Here is a 17,677-nt window from a genome sequence, read left to right on the forward strand (position 1 = left end):
AAGTGTAGAAAATTTAAATTCTATCAGGAGGTTTCGGGCTTTATAGGCTTTTAATTCGGTGTTCCGATACCTATAATCCCGCCGTCGAAGCATCTGATTTATCTGATGTTTCTATGTGATTCTTCGGTTCCACGCGGAGCGGTTGAATTCGTAATAATAGGGTGTACAAGGGAGCTATTCCTAATGAAAAAACTTATTGCTGTAGCGGGTGCAATTGCTGCGATTGCAGGTGCCTCGCTCTTCGCCGGTCCGGCGTCGGCACAGGAAAACCGTTTCATCACCATCGGTACCGGTGGCGTAACAGGCGTTTACTACCCGACAGGTGGTGCGATCTGCCGTCTGGTGAACAAAGACCGTAAAGAGCACGGCATTCGCTGCTCGGTCGAGTCCACTGGTGGTTCGTCCTACAACATCAACACCATTCGCGCAGGCGAACTCGACCTTGGTGTTGCCCAGTCGGACATCCAGTACTATGCCCTGCATGGTGAAAAAGCCTTCAAAGACGTCGGCCCGTTTGAAGATCTTCGTGCCGTCTTCTCGATCCATCCGGAGCCGTTCACCGTTGTTGCCCGTGCAGATGCCGGCATCAAAACCTTTGACGACCTCAAAGGTAAGCGTGTGAACATTGGTAACCCGGGTTCGGGTCAGCGCGACACCATGGACATCGTGATGAACGCCAAAGGCTGGACCCTTGACGATTTCGCACTGGCGTCCGAGTTGAAACCGGCTGAACAGTCGCAGGCTCTGTGTGACAACAAGATCGATGCGATGATCTACACCGTTGGTCACCCGTCCGGTTCGATCCAGGAAGCCACCACGGCATGTGATTCGGTTCTGGTAGAAGTTGCCGGTCCGGAAATTGACAAACTGGTTGCGGATAACCCGTATTACCGTGTTGCCACCATTCCGGGCGGCATGTATCGCGGCAATCCTGATGACGTGAAAACCTTCGGTGTTGGCGCGACCTTCGTGTCTTCGACCAAAACCGATGCTGACGTTGTTTACCACGTTGTCAAAGCTGTGTTTGACAACTTTGACGATTTCAAAAAGCTGCATCCGGCTTTTGCGAACCTCGTCAAAGACGAAATGATCAAAGACGGCCTATCTGCACCGCTGCATGATGGCGCTGTAAAATATTACAAAGAAGCAGGCCTGATGTAATTCAGGTTGGAACGGAGGGCAGAATTCTGCCCTCCGTTTTTCTTTCTTTCGCCCAACGGGTACATCTAGGGTCTGAACCCAATTGAATATTTAAAATGGCATCAGAACAAGCAAGACATGCAAGGAAATCTCCGCCGCGCGGGGTATTGCCCCGGGCAAGGGGATTGACGCAGCAGGTCGCAGAGTGTCCTGATGTCCTTCGGATCGGAGGAATTTGCACCGGCTATTACGTCGCATCACCTTGCGAGGCAGCGAGCCTTGCTACGGTAATGCTCCTGATATCCGCACAAATTCCTCGCGACCATTTCAAGCATTCAATTGGGTTCAGACCCTGAAAACTTAAGAAAACCGGTGCTTTTATTGGCATCATTGTACTCCGTAGGTGACCGGGTGTGTGTCGACGGAGATTTTTTGATTCTGGACCACCAGTACAGGAATTCTTCGATCAGACCGGGAGTTTGTAATGACCGACGTTAATAATGCGAACCAACGCGCATCTGATAAGGATCTTCAGGATCTTATTGCGGAAAATGATACAGGTGCGCGCCAGCCAACAGGCATGACAGCACGCATTTTGCTGTGTGTTGCGGTGGCTTGGTCTTTGTTCCAGCTTTGGCTGGCATCGCCGCTTCCCTATATCGTTAGTTTTGGTGTTTTCAACTCGACCGAAGCGCGGTCGATCCATCTGGCCTTTGCCGTGTTTTTGGCCTTTATGGCCTATCCGGCGTTCAAAAGTTCACCGCGCTCCTATATCCCGGTGATTGACTGGGTTCTGGCGGCGGCTGCGGCGTTTTGTTCGCTTTATATCTATATCTTTTATCGCGATCTGGCCTCGCGTCCGGGCCTGCCGATTACGCAGGATCTGGCAGTTGCCGGTGTTGGCCTGGTCCTGTTGCTTGAAGCAACGCGGCGTGCCCTTGGCCCACCTTTGATGTGTGTGGCTGTGCTGTTTCTGGCTTATGTGTTCTTTGGGAATGCTGCTTGGGTGCCCGATGTCTTGCAATGGGCGGGGGCGAGTTTCTCCAAGGCGATGTCGCATCAGTGGATCACCACCGAGGGTGTGTTTGGCATTGCGCTTGGCGTTTCAACAAGCTTTGTGTTCCTGTTTGTGCTGTTTGGCTCGTTGCTTGATAAAGCCGGGGCGGGCAATTATTTCATCAAGGTCGCATTTGCCGCCCTTGGTCACATGCGTGGTGGCCCGGCGAAAGCAGCCGTTCTCTCATCGGCCATGACCGGTTTGATTTCAGGATCCTCGATTGCCAACGTGGTGACCACCGGGACCTTTACGATCCCGCTGATGAAGCGTGTTGGTTTCTCGGGTGAGAAGGCCGGTGCGGTTGAAGTCGCATCGTCGGTCAATGGACAGATCATGCCGCCGGTCATGGGGGCTGCGGCCTTCCTGATGGTCGAGTATGTCGGTATTTCCTATCCGGAAGTCATCAAGCATGCCTTCCTGCCGGCAACGATTTCCTATATCGCGCTGATTTACATCGTCCATCTTGAGGCGCTTAAGGCCAATATGAAAGGCCTGCCAAAGCTGCGTACCTCGACACTTGGTCAGACGATGATGCGCTCGTTGCTGTTCGTCTTGTCGCTGGTTGTTCTGTCCGGGGTGATTTATTACGCCATCACGTTGCAGAAACAGTTGTTTGGCGACGGGGTTGGCTGGATTGTCGCTATTGAATGTGCGGCGGTTTATTTTGCCGGTCTTTATTACGCGGCGAGATACCCTGACCTTGAGCTTGATGATCCCAATCAGCCGGTGGTCAAACTGCCGGAACTGGGCGAAACCGCAAAGGCCGGTTTGCATTATCTGCTGCCGGTTGTGGTTCTGGTGTGGTTCTTGATGATTGAACTTAAATCACCGGGACTTTCGGCCTTTTGGGCCACGGTTCTGATGATCTTCATCATGTTGACGCAACGCCCGGTAAAGGCGTTCTTCCGGAAGCAACCTGATTATATGAACGAGCTGCGTGCTGGTTTGATTGACGTTGTGGACGGTTTTGCGACCGGTGCCAGAAACATGATCGGCATTGGTGTTGCAACGGCGGCGGCCGGGATCATTGTGGGCACGGTATCGCTGACCGGGATTGGTCAGGTGATGGTTGAGTTCGTCGAACTGATTTCGGGCGGCAACTTGATGCTGATCCTGATCTTTACTGCGGTCATCAGTCTGATCCTTGGTATGGGGTTGCCGACCACGGCGAACTATATCGTGGTATCGAGCCTGATGGCGCCGGTGATTGTCGAACTTGGTGCTGAGAACGGACTGATTGTGCCGCTGATTGCGGTGCATTTGTTCGTGTTCTATTTCGGGATCATGGCCGATGTTACACCACCGGTGGGGCTGGCGTCCTTTGCCGCAGCGGCGATATCGGGTGCCGATCCGATGCGAACAGGCTTTGTGGCCTTCTTCTATTCGATGCGCACTGCGGTTTTGCCGTTCCTGTTCCTGTTCAACACGCAACTTTTGATGATTGGTCTTGATCACCCGCTCGATGTGGTGGTGGTGATCGTCATATCAATTATCGCCATGCTGATTTTTGCCGCAGCAACGCAAGGGTATTTCTTTGCCCGATCGAAACTGTGGGAAAGTGCGGCCCTTCTTCTGATTGCCTTCACCTTGTTCCGTCCGGGGTTCTGGCTTGATATGATTGAGCCGCCTTATGAAAACCTTCCGGCGACGGAAATTGTGCAAAAAGCAGCCGAAATGCCGGCCAATACCAGCATCCTTCTGGATGTCGAGGGCATCAATCTGGAAGGCGAGGAAATCGCCAAATCCGTGATGTTGCCTTTGGGGGCGGAAGCATCGGGTGAAGACCGTCTTTATAACGCAGGGTTTGCTGTGCGCGATGAAGATGGAAAGGTCTTTATCGACGATCTGGTGTTTGGCGGGCCAGCGGAGAAAGCGGGGCTTGATTTCGATTTTGAAATCACCGCGATCAAGGTGGAAGCCAGTCGCATGCCCAAAGAGGTGTTCTATATCCCTGCGTTCCTGTTGCTGGGTGGGATCATCGTTCTGCAACGCCGTCGTCGTCGCGCCGAATTGGCGCTTGAAGCGGCTTAAGGAGGGCCAAGTCCATGTATAAGGATATTCTGGTTACAGTGGATCTTGATCATGACTCGTCGTGGAAAAAGGCGGTTCCGGTTGCGATCAAGCAGGCGCAAAGTTTTGGCGCACGTCTTCACGTTCTGACCGTGGTCCCCACGGTGGGTATGTCGATGGTCGGGCAGTTCTTCCCGAAGGGCTACGAGACCAAGGTTCTTGATGCCTATAATGAGCGTCTGCATGAGTTCGTATCAGAGCATATTCCCAACGATATCAAGGTGCAGCACATCATCGGGCAGGGAACGGTTTACGAAGTGATCCTGAAAATGGCGAAAAAAACCAACTGCGATCTGATTGTGATTGGGGCGCATCGTCCGGAACTCAAAGATTACCTTCTGGGTCCGAATGCTGCGCGTGTTGTGCGTCATGCCGACTGTTCTGTGATGGTTGTGCGCGAATAGCCGCAGTCTGAACAGACCGTAAAAACGATATAGGAAAAGGGGCGATGCATATGCATCGCCCCTTTTTTTTATCAGGAGAATATCGGGATGGACGCGATTATTTCGCGGCACATGGATTAGCAGCGCACGGGTTTGCAGCACAGGGGTTAGCAGCCGCACAAGGGTTGGCTGCGCATGGGCTGCACGGATTAACAACCTTTTTCGCCGCACACGGGTTTGCGGCACAAGGGTTTGCAGCGCACGGATTTGCGGCACATGGGTTCGCAGCACATGGATTTGCCGTGCAGGTTGCGACTTCTGCGGTCGGGGTGGGTAGCGGTGCGGCCATTGCCATCGGGGCTGCCATTGCAAGGCTGGCGCCAACGGCCAGTGCCGGGATAAGTGCTGTTTGGGCGAAACGGTTTGTTTTCTTGGTCATTATTGCCTCTCTGAAGATGCTGTCATTAAATGTCGAAAGGAGCGTGATTGAGCTAACGTCCTCAAGTCACGTCGACTATGGCGCAAATCATCTGGAAGGCGGCGTCACATAGTTTCACTGTTCTGTGACAGCTGCGTGTGAGGTGGTGGTTCGGTGTTTATCTGCCAATCCCTGTGTCTTGGGCAAAGTCGCAAGCCCGACGGGGAATAATCTGGGCAAACATATTGAAAAAGCGGTCAAATTTCATCATGTTGATAATCACAGGGTAGGTTCGGCAATGCCGCTTGGCGGGTTGAATAATCCGTGAGAATGAGATCCGGGCAAAACGGGAATTACCGATGAAGAACAGTGTTAAAGCTGCAATTATTCAAAAGTTTTTCGCAGCGGCATGCCTTTTGGCGTTTTCAGATGGTGCTTTTGCGCAATCGGAGGCCATCACGGGACCGTCAACGGTCGAAATCCCCGCCGGTTGGTTTTGGCAAGGGTCTGACGGGATCGAACGTAAATATGCCTATGATATTGACGAGCAGGTCTATGGCCACGACATTAGCCGCCGCAACCGCTGGTATGATATCGAAGGCGATAAATGGCGCGTTCATCTTCTGCCCTACCATATTTCCAAGACCCCGGTGACCAACGATGATTACGCCAAGTTTATCAAGGATTCAGGACATGCCGCCCCGGACATCAGCAAGGATGAATGGGACAGGCAGGGGCTGATTTACAATTACGATACGATCGTGCCTTTCCTGTGGAAAAAGGGACGTCCCCCAAAAGGACGCGGCAATCATCCTGTGGTGCTGGTATCCTGGCAGGATGCGCAAGCCTATGTTGAGTGGCTGAGTGAAAAGACCGGGAAAAATTGGTCATTGCCCAGCGAACTTTATTGGGAAAAGGCCGTTCGCGGGGAAGAGGGGACTTTCTATCCGTGGGGCAATATCTATGACCCGGCCCTTTTAAACAGTGGTGATCGTGGCCCATTCGATACAACCCCGGTCGGGCAATATGATGCCGGGCCGTTTGGACTTTTGGATGGTGTCGGGCAGGTGTTCGAATGGACATCAACGTCCGGACAGGCGGGCTATCGCTTTGTCAAAGGTGGTTCTTGGGATGATCGCGGTTGTGGTGTCTGTCGCCCGGCTGCCCGCCATGCACGGCCTGAACATCTTAGACATATTCTGATCGGCTTTCGTGTGATGTATCGCGATTGAGGTCAGCCCGATTTCGCGTGCCACCCGATTTCGCGTGCCAGAGGGACAGCCTCATATGATTGATCACAGGGTTAATGTGCGTATTTCATAATGGAATAATCAGTATGAAACTGAATTCCATTGATTGATCATTGTTGCAAAGCACGTTGAAATCACTAACTCTTGAACGAGATTAACTGGTCGGAATGACCAGAATGCGGATATTTCTGCCTTTGCGGATATAGAAAGCGGATCGCAAAGACACTGGTGCTGATATGAGTGAAATAGCAATCGACTGGACATCCATTCCAACGGGCCGACTGAAAAGAATGTTGGCTGCGGGGCGTGATGTCATGGAATGTCATCGGGTTTTGACCGCCACCAGCGATAACATCGTCGGTGAGCTGATCAAAACGGGCGGGACATTTTATGAATGGACGCATTACCCCGAAGGGGATGTTTATGACCGTCAATCACATGCGCAGTTTTATTATCACGCCCACCCAAAGGAAGAACGGCGTGAATGGGATGAACATGGTCATTTCCACAGTTTCATGCGCCCGCGCGGCATGCCCGATGGCTGCAAACCAAAACAGATAGACGGTTTTGAGTATCCCGAAGGGCCAAACGATGCGCTTTCGCATCTGGTGGCATTTTCCATGGATGAGTTCGGGTTTTGCCAGAGACTGTTTACCACCAATCGCTGGGTCACCGGCGAGGTCTGGTATGATGGTGCCTACGTGACGGCGATGCTTGATAATTTCATCATCGACCATGCACAGCCGTCCTGGCCGGTTAATCGCTGGATTTCCGGTATGATGGTTCTGTATCGCCCACAAATCGAAGATTTGATCCGCCAGCGCGACGCCAAGATCACATTATGGCAGGAACAATATCCGGACCGTGATGTCTATGAGGATCGTGATCTTGAAGTAACTTCGACAGAAGATATCGCCGTTGCCGAACAGATGCGCGCCATCGGGGCCGAACTGGGGCGACGCTGTAAGGCCGCCTGACAAGTCCGGAAACGGTTAGGTGCCCTGACATGACAAAAGGCCGATGCATATATTATGCGTCGGCCTTTTGTTTTTGGGCATCGGGTTGCCGATTTATTTCGTTTTAAGAAACTCAATCATGTCTGCAACCTCTTCATCCTTCTTGAGTTTGAAGGCCATTTTCGAACGCTGTTTGGAACCGGCAATTTCACTGAGTTTTGCGGACGGGTCTTTGAGGTAATCGGTCAGGAAGGCTTCGTCGGTGACAAAGCCTTTTTCACAAGCGGCTTGGTATCCTTTGCCGTATTTGTACCCATCGACGGTACCGCAATCGCGACCGACAACGCCAGCCAGACTTGGGCCGACCTTGTTTACGCCAGCATCCACGCTGTGGCAGGCAGCGCAGCGTTTGAAAAGTTTCTCGCCATTTTCGGCATCACCGGCAACGGCCGGGACGGCGGCAAGGATGACAAGGGACGTGGCGGCGAATGCAATTTTGCGGGAAAGTAACATTATCGGGCCTCTCTTTGTTCATTCCCGTTGACCGGGATTACCTATCGATAGACTAGCATCCATCTGGGTGACCAGAAGGTCAACAGGGCGGCGTATTGTGCTTAAAAAATAAGGCCGTGCTGTTGAGATTCCAGAAATCATAACGACATCTAGCATATCTGAACCGTGCAGGATTTGAGTTTAGTCAATTTTCGACAGTTAATACGTAGGGATGTTGATGATGGATTGCGCGTCGATCCATGGCCTGAAATGATCTTTCACATGCACGGTTAATGATCCCGACATATGGTCATTTTGACTGTGAGGATGACACGATGAAAGAGCTAGGGTATTGAATATCGGGTATTTGTGCCGAATTTCGGGAAATTATGTTTGTCGAAACTCTGCCACAAGTATAGTGTAAAAAGGTTAGTTGGCAGCCATCCGGTAAGCGTGCCAGGAGATATCTATTGCCGCGTATCACCAAAGAAGATCTGAGTAAGCTGGTTCAAGACCCGTCCGGGGCAAACCGTGCGGATACTGCTGACAAGATCAGTCGCGAGTTTTCGACAGAAACTCTGTCTGACAGCGAACGCATTTTGGCCGAAGATATCTTTCGTTTGATGATCCGCGATGCCGAAGTCCGTGTGCGTAAAGCTTTGGCCAAGAACCTTCAGCAAACCCCGCTTGTGCCCCATGATGTCGTGGCAACATTGGCGCGTGACGTTGATGAAGTTGCCTTGCCGATTCTGAAGTTTTCCGAAGTTCTCAATGATGAGGACCTTGTCGATATCATTGGCGATAATACCGACAGTGTGGAAAAGCAGCGCGCCATTGCGTCGCGCGCCCATGTGTCGGAAGTCGTTTCAGCGACCCTTGTCGATATTGGCCATGAAGATGTGATGGTTGATCTGGTTTCGAACTCCGGTGCCGAAATCAGTGAAGTATCCTTGCAGAAAGTGGTCGAAGAGTTCGGTGAAAACGAACGCATCCAAAAGCCAATGATTGAACGCAATCATTTGCCAATCACAATTGCCGAACGTCTGGTAACGCTGGTGTCTGATCGGATGCGCGCAGAACTTATTTCACGCGGTCACATCCCCGAGGGCATTGTCAACGCCGTGATGACCCAGTCGCAGGAAAGTGCGACCATTGGGCTTCTGGGCGAGGGGGCGGAAGACCGCGATGTCGAACTGCTGGTCGAACATCTTTATTCCAACAACCGTCTGACAAGTGGGTTGATCCTGCGTGCACTTTGCATGGGGGATGTGTCGTTCTTTGAGGCGGCTCTAGCACGGCGTGCTGGTGTGTCGTTGATCAATACCCGCATTCTGATCCATGACAGCGGGCCTTTCGGGCTTGAGGCGATCTACAATAAGGCCGACCTGCCAGAACATTTCTTTCCTGGTGTCCGTGCCGCGATGGAAGTTGCCCGCGAAACCACCTTTGATGGTGGGGAGCAGGATAAGGAACGTTATTCACGGCGCATGATCGAACGGGTTTTGACCCAATACGGTGATCTGGGTGTCGAATTTGATTCCGATGATGTCGATTACCTGATGGGTAGGATGCTGCAATTGCCCAGTGAACGGGCGATGCATCAGTAACAACCGCGCAATCGGTCACCGTTGCCATCAATCATATGACCGTCACAGGAAACCGCCAGCTTAAGCAACATGCTTTCGGGCGGTTTTTTTTGTGTCTGGAGTTTAGGTCGTCAATTGACGGGGCGTTCGCAACATGAAAAAGGCGCCGTTCTTAAACGGCGCCTTTTTGGAAATTCAGTGGTTGTTCCGATGCCTACTCAAGCAGGGTATTTGGCATCCACAAGGCAATTTCGGGGAACGCCATCACCAGGATCAAGCCGATAACCTGCAACAGAACAAAGGGAATGATGCCTTTGTATATCTGCTGAATGGAGATCGATTTTGGTGCGACACCCTTAAGATAAAACAGGGCGAACCCGAACGGCGGCGTTAAGAAACTTGTTTGCAAGTTTACCGCCACAAGGACCGCAAACCAGGTCAGAACCTGCGTCTCGGTTGCGCCCAATCCACCAACATCAAGATGATGACCGAAATCAAGCTGTGCGATCACAGGTGCAAAGATCGGCAGAACAATCAGCGTAATCTCAACCCAGTCAAAGAAGAAGCCAAGGATAAACACGATCAGCATCAGCAACAGCAAGATGCCCCATGATCCCAAGCCTGCCTGTTCAACCAGATCAATGACAAGATCATCGCCACCAAGCGAACGGAACACGTATGAGAATACGGTCGCACCGGCAAACAGGAAGAACAGCATTGCCCCGGTCAGAGCCGAACGTTCGCAGACATCCTTAAGGACCGGCCATTTAAGCCGTCCTTTAACCAATGCAAGGAACGTCGCGCCAACCGCACCAACGCCAGCGGCCTCGGTCGGGGTGGCGAAGCCTGCAAAGATTGACCCAAGGACCAGAACAATCAGGAAGACCGGCGGAAGGAAGCTTCGCAGCATCATCATCGCAAGGTCTTTGCCGTGGACGGCTTCGCCTTCTGGAAGCGGCGGGGCCAGTGACGGGTTTATCTGACAGCGGATAAAGATATAAACCGTGTACAAACTTGCCAGAAGTAGGCCGGGAATGATCGATGCCAGAAACAGATTGCCGACTGAAATCGACAGAAGGTCTGACATCAGAACCAGCATGATGGACGGCGGGATCAGGATGCCAAGGGTACCAGAGGCGGCAATTGTCCCGGTTGCCAGCGACGGGTCATAATTGCGGCGCAACATGACCGGCAAGGCCAGAAGCGTCATCATCACCACAGATGCGCCGATAATGCCCGTGGTTGCGGCCATGATGGTGCCCATCAGAGTGACCGAAAGTGCCAAGCCGCCCGGAACCTTGCGCAGCAGCATGTTCAGGCATTCAAGCAGATCTTCGGCGACGCCACTTTTTTCAAGCATCGTTCCCATGAAAATGAACATGGGAACGGCAACCATCACCATATTTTCGGCGATGCCACCCCAGATGCGCGAAACGATGTTGAAGAATTCAATAAAGGAGAAAACGTCATAGGCCATGCCAAGGAAGCCAAAGGCAATCCCGATGCCTGAAATGACGAATGCAACCGGAAGACCCGTGAACACAAAGATGCCGATACAGGCAAACATGAACAGCGGAAACCAGTCTTCGATATAAAAGTTATCCATTTGGGTTATCCCTGTCCGGCTTAGTCTTTGAGCTTGGCGACGTCGCCAAGGTCTGCGTGGTGGGTCCCGACATAATAGCCCGCACGTTTATGCAGGTTGGTCGGTCCAAAGACAAAGACGAAGCATTTCATAAATATCGAAAGCCCCGCCATCGCGAGAAGCCCAAAGCCGATGGGGATTGTCGATTTGATGATCCAGCGATGGGTCAAGCCGGTTGTCGACGCCGAAACCTCGTGGTTTTCAAAGGAGCGGGCGACAAAATCAAAACCGAAATAAAGCACCAAGGCACAGAACGGCAGGACACAGATAAGGCCGCCGATCATTTCAACAATGGCGCGGGTGCGCGGACGCAAATTGTCACGGATCAGTTCGATACGGACATGAGAGTCGCGAATATAACCAAAACCAAAACACAGCATGAACAGAGCAGTGTGCAGGTGCCATTCGAGTTCCTGCAACTTGATCGATCCCTGACCGCCAAATTTACGCTGGATCACATCATAAATGATCGTCAGCATCAGCGGGATCGCCAGCAAGGATGCCCACTTCCCGATACGGGAAACGATGGCGTCAATGCAGTCACTAATTTTTAGTAGCGCTTCCATAGGAGACTCCCGGGTCTTCTCTTTCGCGGTCAAGGCCGGGGCACGCGGACCCGGCCTTGCCGTGACTTGTTTTTATAGACTGCGTAAGCAGCCTTTCAGACCGTTTGGATTAATCGAGATACCCGATGTCTTTCCAGATTTTGTAATCTGCACGGAAGGACTGCAGGCTTTCATAGGCATCCTTGAATGCGGCATCTTCACTCGAAAGTTCGCCAGCCACTTCTTCCCATGCACCACGCATCGCATCGAGCATTTCCGGCGACCATTTTTTGATGTTCACGCCTTTTTCCTGAAGTTCTTTCAGGGCTGCGAACTGGATCGCTTCGCCTTCGGCGAAACCATATGCAAGGTTGTCGTTACAAACCGTTTCGATCTGTGCCTGCTGGGTGTCGGAAAGTGCATCCCATTTTTCTTTGTTCATCATCAGATCAAAGAAGGTCGACTGCTGATGCCAGCCCGGGAAGTAGTAATATTTGGCAACCTGATGGAAGCCAAGTTTCAGATCGATCGCCGGCATGGAGAATTCGGTTGCATCAATCGTGCCGAGCTCAAGTGCCGGATAGATGTCGCCAGCCGAAAGAAGCTGGGTCGATACACCGAGTTTTTCCATGACTTTTGCGCCAAGGCCAAAGAAGCGCATCTTCAGGCCCTTAAGGTCATCAACCGAGTTGATTTCCTTGGAGAACCAGCCAGAAGCTTCCGGTGCGATCAGGCCGCAGAACAGCGACTTGATGCCATGTTCAGCATACAGCTTGTCAAAGATTTCCTGACCGCCGCCAAACTTAACCCATGCCAGATATTCACCTGCCTGCGGGCCGAACGGAACAGCACCGAACAGCTGAAGGGCAGGGACTTTACCTGCCCAATATCCCGGGGTTGAGAAAGCAGCATCAATTGAACCGGTTGAAACAGCATCAAAAACTTCGAGTGCAGGTACAAGTGCGCCCGGCTCATAGAATTTAATGTTGATGTTGCCACCGGAAACGGCGTCGATTTTTTCATCGACGCGCTTGCCCAGCGTCCCGAGCTGGGTCAGGCTGCCTGGATAGGTCGACCCCATTTTCCAGCGAACGCGTTCCTGAGCATTTGCATCAGATGGGGCAGCAGAAAATGCTGCTGCTGCGAGAACTGCGACACAAGTTGCCGACTTAAGCAGTTTAGAAAAGCTCATCCGTCTTCCTCCCTAAGAAGTCCGAAATTGGTAATACCACGTGAGGCGGGCAACCGCGTTTTGCTATTATTATTGGTGCGGGTTTCCGCCGATTTTCATGTTGCGAGGCCGAGCATAAGCGTAATTCGCAAGTATGGGCAAGTTTGTTTCGCTCTTTGCGCAAGAAAATATCTTTGCGGATGCGTGAAAAATAACTTGCATCCAGCTTCAAAAGCAGGATTTGCGCACGGGAATGCGTATTTTTACAGACGTTTAGGTTTTGGTGCGATCCTATCCTTAAAAGACACGTTATATTCGTCGCTTAGCAAAATTGCTCTGCGACGATTCGCCTTTTGTATGGGGTTGAGCGCTGAATGTATGGTGCGGGGTGTTTTGATTTATCGTGTGATGACGATTTTCATGGGCTGTGCGCAGGCATCTGGTTTTGCAGCTACAACATCATTCGGACTGCTGGCCCCCGATTTTGGAGATGGGGCAGTGCGACGTTGCCCGGGCATCATAGCCCCGAAATGAAAACGGGCGGTCCTTTAAAAAAAGACCGCCCGACTGATGGTCGGAGCGAGAGGATTCGAACCTCCGACCCCTGCCTCCCGAAGACAGTGCTCTACCAGGCTGAGCTACGCTCCGTCAGTGGCGGGAGGTTTAGCTCTTCTTTCGGCGCGGATCAAGCATAATCGGGCTGTTTTCAGCGAAATATTTGCATGATTGGAGGCGTTCAGCACCGAGTTGCCCAAGGATAAGTCAAGATCGATCCGGGGTTCTGATTTGACCAATTGGTTTGAACGCAAAAGGCCCCGAAACGGATCACCGTTTCAGGGCCTTTGAATAATGGTCGGAGCGAGAGGATTCGAACCTCCGACCCCTGCCTCCCGAAGACAGTGCTCTACCAGGCTGAGCTACGCTCCGTCATTCTGCGAAGCCGGGTGATAATGGTTTCTGGCAAGTGACGCAAGATATTTTTGTGACAGCGTTGCCCAACACCGCCAAGCAATATGGGGTGCTTGTCGATAGGTGGTATCAGTAGGGGCGGGAAATACAGAACTCGACCGCTTCGATCATCGAATCCTTGATCGGACCATCGTCAAAGCGGGTCAGCGTATCAATTGCCATCTGACCATAGTCGCGGGCCCGATCCATTGATGCCGTAAGTGCGTCATGTTTGCGGATCAGCGTTTGCGCACGGTCAAGATCGCCATCTTCAAAATTCTGATCTTCCATGCAACGACGCCAGAATGCCTTTTCATCGTCGTCGCCCTTGGCAAAGGAAATGATCACCGGAAGTGTGACCTTACCATCGCGGAAGTCATCGCCGACGGTTTTGCCAAGCGTGGCCTGATGGGCCGAATAATCGAGAACATCGTCAATCAGCTGGAATGCAGTACCCAGATAGATGCCATAAAGCCGAAGGGCTTCTTCTTCCTCGGCCGACCGTTTGGCAATGACCGCACCGATTTGCGATGCTGCGCCAAACAAGGCGGCGGTTTTGGCTGAGATGACTTCAAGATAGGCCTCTTCGCTTGTGCCCATGTCATTGGCGGTCGCAAGCTGTAAGACTTCGCCTTCGGCAATGACGGCGGATGCCTGTGCCAGAATATCAAGAACGCGCAGCGATCCGGTTTTGACCATCACGACAAAGGCGCGCGCAAACAGGAAATCACCGACCAGAACGCTTGCTTCGTTGCCAAAAAGGGCATTGGCTGATGCCTGACCGCGGCGTAGCTGACTTTCGTCAACCACATCATCATGCAGAAGAGTTGCAGTGTGGATAAACTCAACACAGGCGGCAAGGTCAACCGCATCGGGACCATCGCCGTAACCGCAAAGCCGGGCCGATGCCAGTGTCAGCATCGGACGCATGCGTTTGCCACCGGCCGCAACCAGATGTGATGCCAGTTGCGGGATCAGGGCGACTTCGCTGTGCATATTGTCGATGATGACCTGATTGACGCGCTTCATATCGGCGTCAACAAGGTTAACCAGTGAATCAAGGCTCGGCTGAGGCTTTGTCTGCGGTGCGGTATTGGTCACGCTGTATTCCGACTTTCCAATGGCATCTTCGCGGCCTGCATTTAGCGAAGATTGCAAATAACATCAGGCGGCCTCAACATAGATAGCCAAGGGCATACCGGTCAAGGGGACAAATGCTGTGGTGCACAGGGTCCTGAGCCTAGATAAATTGCGGAGTTAAGGGCGTTTTCTGAAAACGGCTGCACAGGCTCCCCACATTAATGTACGTATAATTTCAACACTGGATCTGAAACGATCCGGTCAAGGTGACACACCGAGCAAACGATTTAAGGGGAACCGCCATATGATCGAACTGTTTCGCAGCAACGATCCGATTGAGCTGAGCTGGGCGCAATCGGTGTTGGCGGATGAAGGAATTTCGAGCCACATCTTTGATTATCACGCCAGCATCATCGAAGGATCTATCGGGGCGCTGCAACGGCGCTTGATGGTTGACGGCGAACAGGAAAGTCGCGCGAAATACATTCTTGATATTGCCAGACGCGAGCTTGATGCGCATAACGCAGAACAAGACAAAAAGGACGAACTGACGTCCAAGTGATGCTGGCAAGTAATGCTGGGTCTCGGGACTTCACCAAAACCCATATTGCTGGGCAGGATGAGGTGCGTGACACTGGTGGCGCAAATAAAGGCGATTGATGACAAACGCAGGTGCGACATGTGATGTGCCCGACTTTCCCGAAGACCGGATCAGTCATGATTTTCTTCTGGGTGGGTCGGTAACGCTTAAACAACCGGTCGATGGCTATCGGGTGGCGGTCGATGCGGTGTTTCTGGCGGCTGCGGTCGCGATTAATTCCAGACGCGATCAAAAAATTCTTGATGTCGGGGCGGCGGTTGGTTCGGCCGGGTTGTGTGTCGCGCATCGACTGGAAAACGCGGTTGTGACCGGTATTGAACTGCAGGATGACCTCTATGCGCTTTATTGTCGCAACGTGGTTGAAAATAATCTGGTCGGGCGCGTGACCCCGGTTCATGGCGATATCAATGATCCAAGGTTACCTTTACAGGCCCACGGGTTTGATCAGGTAATTTCAAACCCGCCTTACTATCCTAGTGGTACGCGCCCGGCCAATGAAAGCCGGGCAACCGCCCATCAGGAAGGCCATACCAGTCTCAAAGACTGGATCGGGTTCTGTTTGAAAATGCTGCGTCCTAAAGGGCGGATTACATTGGTCCATCGTGCAGATCATTTGGATCGCATCATCGGTTTATTGCATGGTAAAGCCGGGGATGTGACGGTTTACCCGATCTGGAGCAAAGATAATTCCGAGGCACCACTACGCGTGATTGTTTCAGCCCGCAAAGGGGTGGCATCGCCGCTTACCCTGCGCCGCGGACTTGTTTTGCATGACGCCGCAGGGGCCTTTTTACCGCACGCGGAACAAATTTTGCGCAATCCTTTGCCATTGCCCGGTTTCTAAATCGATGAGAGTTTAATATAAGAACCGCTTGGTTGCGCTGTGGCGCAGGAATAAATGCGCTTTGGGAACGGATATGCTCAGCTTTTCGAAAATCATTTTTACCGCTCTGGTCATTGTCGTCGTCTGGCAGGGCTTTAAGCTGTTTAACCGTTTCAAGCAGGTTTCAGAAAACGAACAGCCAAAGCAGACCCGCCATAAGAAGAAAAGCCAGCCAAAGACAGTGGCGCAGGAAATGGAAAAATGCCCCGAGTGCGGTGTTTACCACGCCGAAGGCAATGCCCATCGCTGCTAGGGCTAAGCTGAGCATTATTCTTGGCCAAGGTTTCGCGCCCGGTTTGGGGCGGAAAGATATGCCAATGCAAGCGACAGAAATCCAACGGCCTGTCTTCGACTTTGTGTCAACACGGGCAGATTTCATTTGAAAACCGGCACCAGATCGCTGATCTATGATGTTGCGGTGCGGTATTTTGTGGCAAGCAGTGATGCAAGGGTTGCAAATTCGGTGCATCTCAGGGCTTTTGCCTTCTTGACCCCGGCGGGGCAGGGCGGTAGCTTGCCGCTCTAATTTATAGGCAACAGTAATAGTGAGTTTGCGCAATGGCGCTCGACGGGTCGCAACGTCCCCCTTCATTCCAGGAAATCATTCTTCGACTGCAAAGCTATTGGGCCGATAAGGGATGTGTCATCCTTCAGCCTTATGACTTGGAAGTCGGTGCCGGTACCTTCCACACCGCGACAACCTTGCGCGCGCTTGGACCGGAAAGCTGGAATGCGGCCTATGTGCAGCCATCGCGTCGTCCAACCGATGGTCGGTATGGGGAAAACCCGAACCGCTTGCAGCACTATTACCAGTTTCAGGTGATCATGAAGCCGTCGCCGGGCAATTCGCAGGAATTGTATCTTGGCTCGCTCAAGCATCTGGGCATTGACCCGATGGCCCATGACATCCGCTTTGTCGAGGATGACTGGGAAAGCCCGACCCTTGGTGCATGGGGCCTTGGCTGGGAAGTCTGGCTGGATGGCATGGAAGTCACCCAGTTTACCTATTTCCAGCAGGTCGGTGGGTTTGAATGCAACCCGGTCCCGGTTGAGCTGACCTATGGTCTGGAACGTCTGGCGATGTATATTCAGGGTGTCGAGAACGTCTATGACCTTGATTACAATGGTCAGGGCGTCAGCTATGGCGACGTGTTCCTGCAAAATGAAATCGAACAATCGACCTATAACTTTGAAGTTGCCAACACCGATATGTTGTTCCAGCACTTCAAGGACGCGCAGGCCGAGTGTGGCGTTAATATCGAACGCGGTCTGGCATTGCCGGCCTATGAGCAGGCAATGAAAGCCAGCCATATCTTTAACCTTCTTGATGCGCGCGGTGTGATTTCCGTGACCGAACGTGCGGCCTATATCGGCCGTGTTCGCGACATGTCGAAATCCTGCTGCGAGGCGTGGCTGCGATCACGCGGCCATCTGAAAGAGGAGGCATAAGTT

General features: G+C 52.3%; 17 protein-coding genes and 2 tRNA genes. 12 read left to right on the forward strand and 7 right to left on the reverse strand.

What is annotated here, in order from left to right:
* The first annotated feature begins 183 nt into the window (after window positions 1-183).
* The 6 genes from COO92_RS02840 (at window position 184) to COO92_RS02865 (ending at window position 7,295) form a co-directional block, all read left to right on the forward strand.
* Window positions 184-1,161, forward strand: coding sequence for a TAXI family TRAP transporter solute-binding subunit (locus COO92_RS02840; RefSeq protein WP_101299701.1), 978 nt, complete (start codon window positions 184-186; stop codon window positions 1,159-1,161).
* 463 nt (window positions 1,162-1,624) lie between these two features.
* Entirely contained in the window at window positions 1,625-4,228 is a 2,604-nt protein-coding gene (locus tag COO92_RS02845) for a TRAP transporter permease (RefSeq protein WP_101299703.1), read from the forward strand.
* Between the two features lie 14 nt (window positions 4,229-4,242).
* On the forward strand, window positions 4,243-4,671 hold the full coding sequence (locus COO92_RS02850) for a universal stress protein (protein ID WP_101299705.1): 429 nt from the start codon (window positions 4,243-4,245) through the stop codon (window positions 4,669-4,671).
* Window positions 4,672-4,721: 50 nt separating this feature from the next.
* Window positions 4,722-5,201, forward strand: a complete 480-nt coding sequence (locus COO92_RS22015; RefSeq protein ID WP_165792263.1) for a hypothetical protein — start codon at window positions 4,722-4,724, stop codon at window positions 5,199-5,201.
* Window positions 5,202-5,427: 226 nt separating this feature from the next.
* Window positions 5,428-6,300, forward strand: a complete 873-nt coding sequence (locus tag COO92_RS02860) for a formylglycine-generating enzyme family protein (RefSeq protein ID WP_101299707.1) — start codon at window positions 5,428-5,430, stop codon at window positions 6,298-6,300.
* A gap of 254 nt (window positions 6,301-6,554) precedes the next feature.
* Entirely contained in the window at window positions 6,555-7,295 is a 741-nt protein-coding gene (locus COO92_RS02865) for a DUF6969 family protein (protein ID WP_101299709.1), read from the forward strand.
* Window positions 7,296-7,388: 93 nt separating this feature from the next.
* Here the strand turns inward: COO92_RS02865 and COO92_RS02870 are convergent, their stop codons facing one another.
* On the reverse strand, window positions 7,389-7,787 hold the full coding sequence (locus COO92_RS02870; protein ID WP_101299711.1) for a c-type cytochrome: 399 nt from the start codon (window positions 7,785-7,787) through the stop codon (window positions 7,389-7,391).
* A 449-nt stretch (window positions 7,788-8,236) separates the two neighbouring features.
* On the opposite strand from COO92_RS02870, the gene spbR reads away from it, so the two are divergent.
* Window positions 8,237-9,373: a SpbR family protein gene (gene spbR / locus COO92_RS02875; protein WP_101299712.1), complete on the forward strand. Its 1,137-nt coding sequence runs from the start codon at window positions 8,237-8,239 to the stop codon at window positions 9,371-9,373.
* Between the two features lie 193 nt (window positions 9,374-9,566).
* Here spbR and COO92_RS02880 read toward each other — a convergent pair whose 3' ends face one another.
* The 3 genes from COO92_RS02880 to COO92_RS02890 all read right to left on the reverse strand — a co-directional run bounded on the left by COO92_RS02880 (window position 9,567) and on the right by COO92_RS02890 (window position 12,734).
* Window positions 9,567-10,958, reverse strand: coding sequence for a TRAP transporter large permease (locus COO92_RS02880; protein WP_101299714.1), 1,392 nt, complete (start codon window positions 10,956-10,958; stop codon window positions 9,567-9,569).
* 20 nt (window positions 10,959-10,978) lie between these two features.
* Window positions 10,979-11,563 carry a TRAP transporter small permease subunit gene (locus COO92_RS02885; protein WP_101299716.1) on the reverse strand — a complete coding sequence of 195 codons (585 nt, stop codon included), beginning with the start codon at window positions 11,561-11,563 and terminating at the stop codon, window positions 10,979-10,981.
* A 109-nt stretch (window positions 11,564-11,672) separates the two neighbouring features.
* Window positions 11,673-12,734: a TRAP transporter substrate-binding protein gene (locus tag COO92_RS02890; RefSeq protein ID WP_101299718.1), complete on the reverse strand. Its 1,062-nt coding sequence runs from the start codon at window positions 12,732-12,734 to the stop codon at window positions 11,673-11,675.
* Between the two features lie 27 nt (window positions 12,735-12,761).
* On the opposite strand from COO92_RS02890, the gene COO92_RS21955 reads away from it, so the two are divergent.
* Window positions 12,762-13,247 carry a hypothetical protein gene (locus COO92_RS21955; protein ID WP_133125037.1) on the forward strand — a complete coding sequence of 162 codons (486 nt, stop codon included), beginning with the start codon at window positions 12,762-12,764 and terminating at the stop codon, window positions 13,245-13,247.
* Between the two features lie 37 nt (window positions 13,248-13,284).
* Here COO92_RS21955 and COO92_RS02895 read toward each other — a convergent pair.
* From COO92_RS02895 to COO92_RS02905, 3 genes are all read right to left on the reverse strand, one after another.
* A tRNA-Pro gene (locus COO92_RS02895) sits at window positions 13,285-13,361 on the reverse strand.
* Between the two features lie 202 nt (window positions 13,362-13,563).
* Window positions 13,564-13,640: transfer RNA gene (locus tag COO92_RS02900), tRNA-Pro, on the reverse strand.
* Window positions 13,641-13,751: 111 nt separating this feature from the next.
* Window positions 13,752-14,762 (reverse strand): polyprenyl synthetase family protein, encoded by a 1,011-nt coding sequence (locus tag COO92_RS02905; RefSeq protein ID WP_165792264.1) that lies wholly within the window; start codon window positions 14,760-14,762, stop codon window positions 13,752-13,754.
* 283 nt (window positions 14,763-15,045) lie between these two features.
* On the opposite strand from COO92_RS02905, the gene COO92_RS02910 reads away from it, so the two are divergent.
* The 4 genes from COO92_RS02910 to COO92_RS02925 all read left to right on the forward strand — a co-directional run bounded on the left by COO92_RS02910 (window position 15,046) and on the right by COO92_RS02925 (window position 17,674).
* Window positions 15,046-15,303 (forward strand): putative signal transducing protein, encoded by a 258-nt coding sequence (locus COO92_RS02910; RefSeq protein WP_022732978.1) that lies wholly within the window; start codon window positions 15,046-15,048, stop codon window positions 15,301-15,303.
* 97 nt (window positions 15,304-15,400) lie between these two features.
* The gene (locus COO92_RS02915) at window positions 15,401-16,186 is read left to right on the forward strand and encodes a tRNA1(Val) (adenine(37)-N6)-methyltransferase (protein WP_101299720.1); all 786 of its coding nucleotides are present in this window, start codon (window positions 15,401-15,403) and stop codon (window positions 16,184-16,186) included.
* A 73-nt stretch (window positions 16,187-16,259) separates the two neighbouring features.
* Entirely contained in the window at window positions 16,260-16,478 is a 219-nt protein-coding gene (locus tag COO92_RS02920) for a hypothetical protein (protein ID WP_022732981.1), read from the forward strand.
* A 305-nt stretch (window positions 16,479-16,783) separates the two neighbouring features.
* On the forward strand, window positions 16,784-17,674 hold the full coding sequence (locus tag COO92_RS02925) for a glycine--tRNA ligase subunit alpha (RefSeq protein WP_022732982.1): 891 nt from the start codon (window positions 16,784-16,786) through the stop codon (window positions 17,672-17,674).
* The last annotated feature ends 3 nt before the right edge of the window (window positions 17,675-17,677 follow it).

Origin of the sequence: Thalassospira lohafexi (assembly GCF_002844275.1) — a bacterium.
Lineage (GTDB): Bacteria > Pseudomonadota > Alphaproteobacteria > Rhodospirillales > Thalassospiraceae > Thalassospira > Thalassospira lohafexi.

Bases quoted from the DNA above. Each gene is read 5' to 3' on its own strand.
- COO92_RS02865 (WP_101299709.1), top strand. From the start codon at position 6,555: ATGAGTGAAATAGCAATCGACTGGACATCCATTCCAACGGGCCGACTG.
- COO92_RS02920 (WP_022732981.1), top strand. From the start codon at position 16,260: ATGCTCAGCTTTTCGAAAATCATTTTTACCGCTCTGGTCATTGTCGTC.
- COO92_RS02880 (WP_101299714.1), bottom strand. From the start codon at position 10,958: ATGGATAACTTTTATATCGAAGACTGGTTTCCGCTGTTCATGTTTGCC.
- COO92_RS02910 (WP_022732978.1), top strand. From the start codon at position 15,046: ATGATCGAACTGTTTCGCAGCAACGATCCGATTGAGCTGAGCTGGGCG.
- COO92_RS02915 (WP_101299720.1), top strand. From the start codon at position 15,401: ATGACAAACGCAGGTGCGACATGTGATGTGCCCGACTTTCCCGAAGAC.
- COO92_RS02925 (WP_022732982.1), top strand. From the start codon at position 16,784: ATGGCGCTCGACGGGTCGCAACGTCCCCCTTCATTCCAGGAAATCATT.
- COO92_RS02845 (WP_101299703.1), top strand. From the start codon at position 1,625: ATGACCGACGTTAATAATGCGAACCAACGCGCATCTGATAAGGATCTT.
- COO92_RS22015 (WP_165792263.1), top strand. From the start codon at position 4,722: ATGCATCGCCCCTTTTTTTTATCAGGAGAATATCGGGATGGACGCGAT.
- COO92_RS02890 (WP_101299718.1), bottom strand. From the start codon at position 12,734: ATGAGCTTTTCTAAACTGCTTAAGTCGGCAACTTGTGTCGCAGTTCTC.
- COO92_RS02870 (WP_101299711.1), bottom strand. From the start codon at position 7,787: ATGTTACTTTCCCGCAAAATTGCATTCGCCGCCACGTCCCTTGTCATC.
- COO92_RS02885 (WP_101299716.1), bottom strand. From the start codon at position 11,563: ATGGAAGCGCTACTAAAAATTAGTGACTGCATTGACGCCATCGTTTCC.
- COO92_RS02850 (WP_101299705.1), top strand. From the start codon at position 4,243: ATGTATAAGGATATTCTGGTTACAGTGGATCTTGATCATGACTCGTCG.
- COO92_RS02840 (WP_101299701.1), top strand. From the start codon at position 184: ATGAAAAAACTTATTGCTGTAGCGGGTGCAATTGCTGCGATTGCAGGT.
- COO92_RS02860 (WP_101299707.1), top strand. From the start codon at position 5,428: ATGAAGAACAGTGTTAAAGCTGCAATTATTCAAAAGTTTTTCGCAGCG.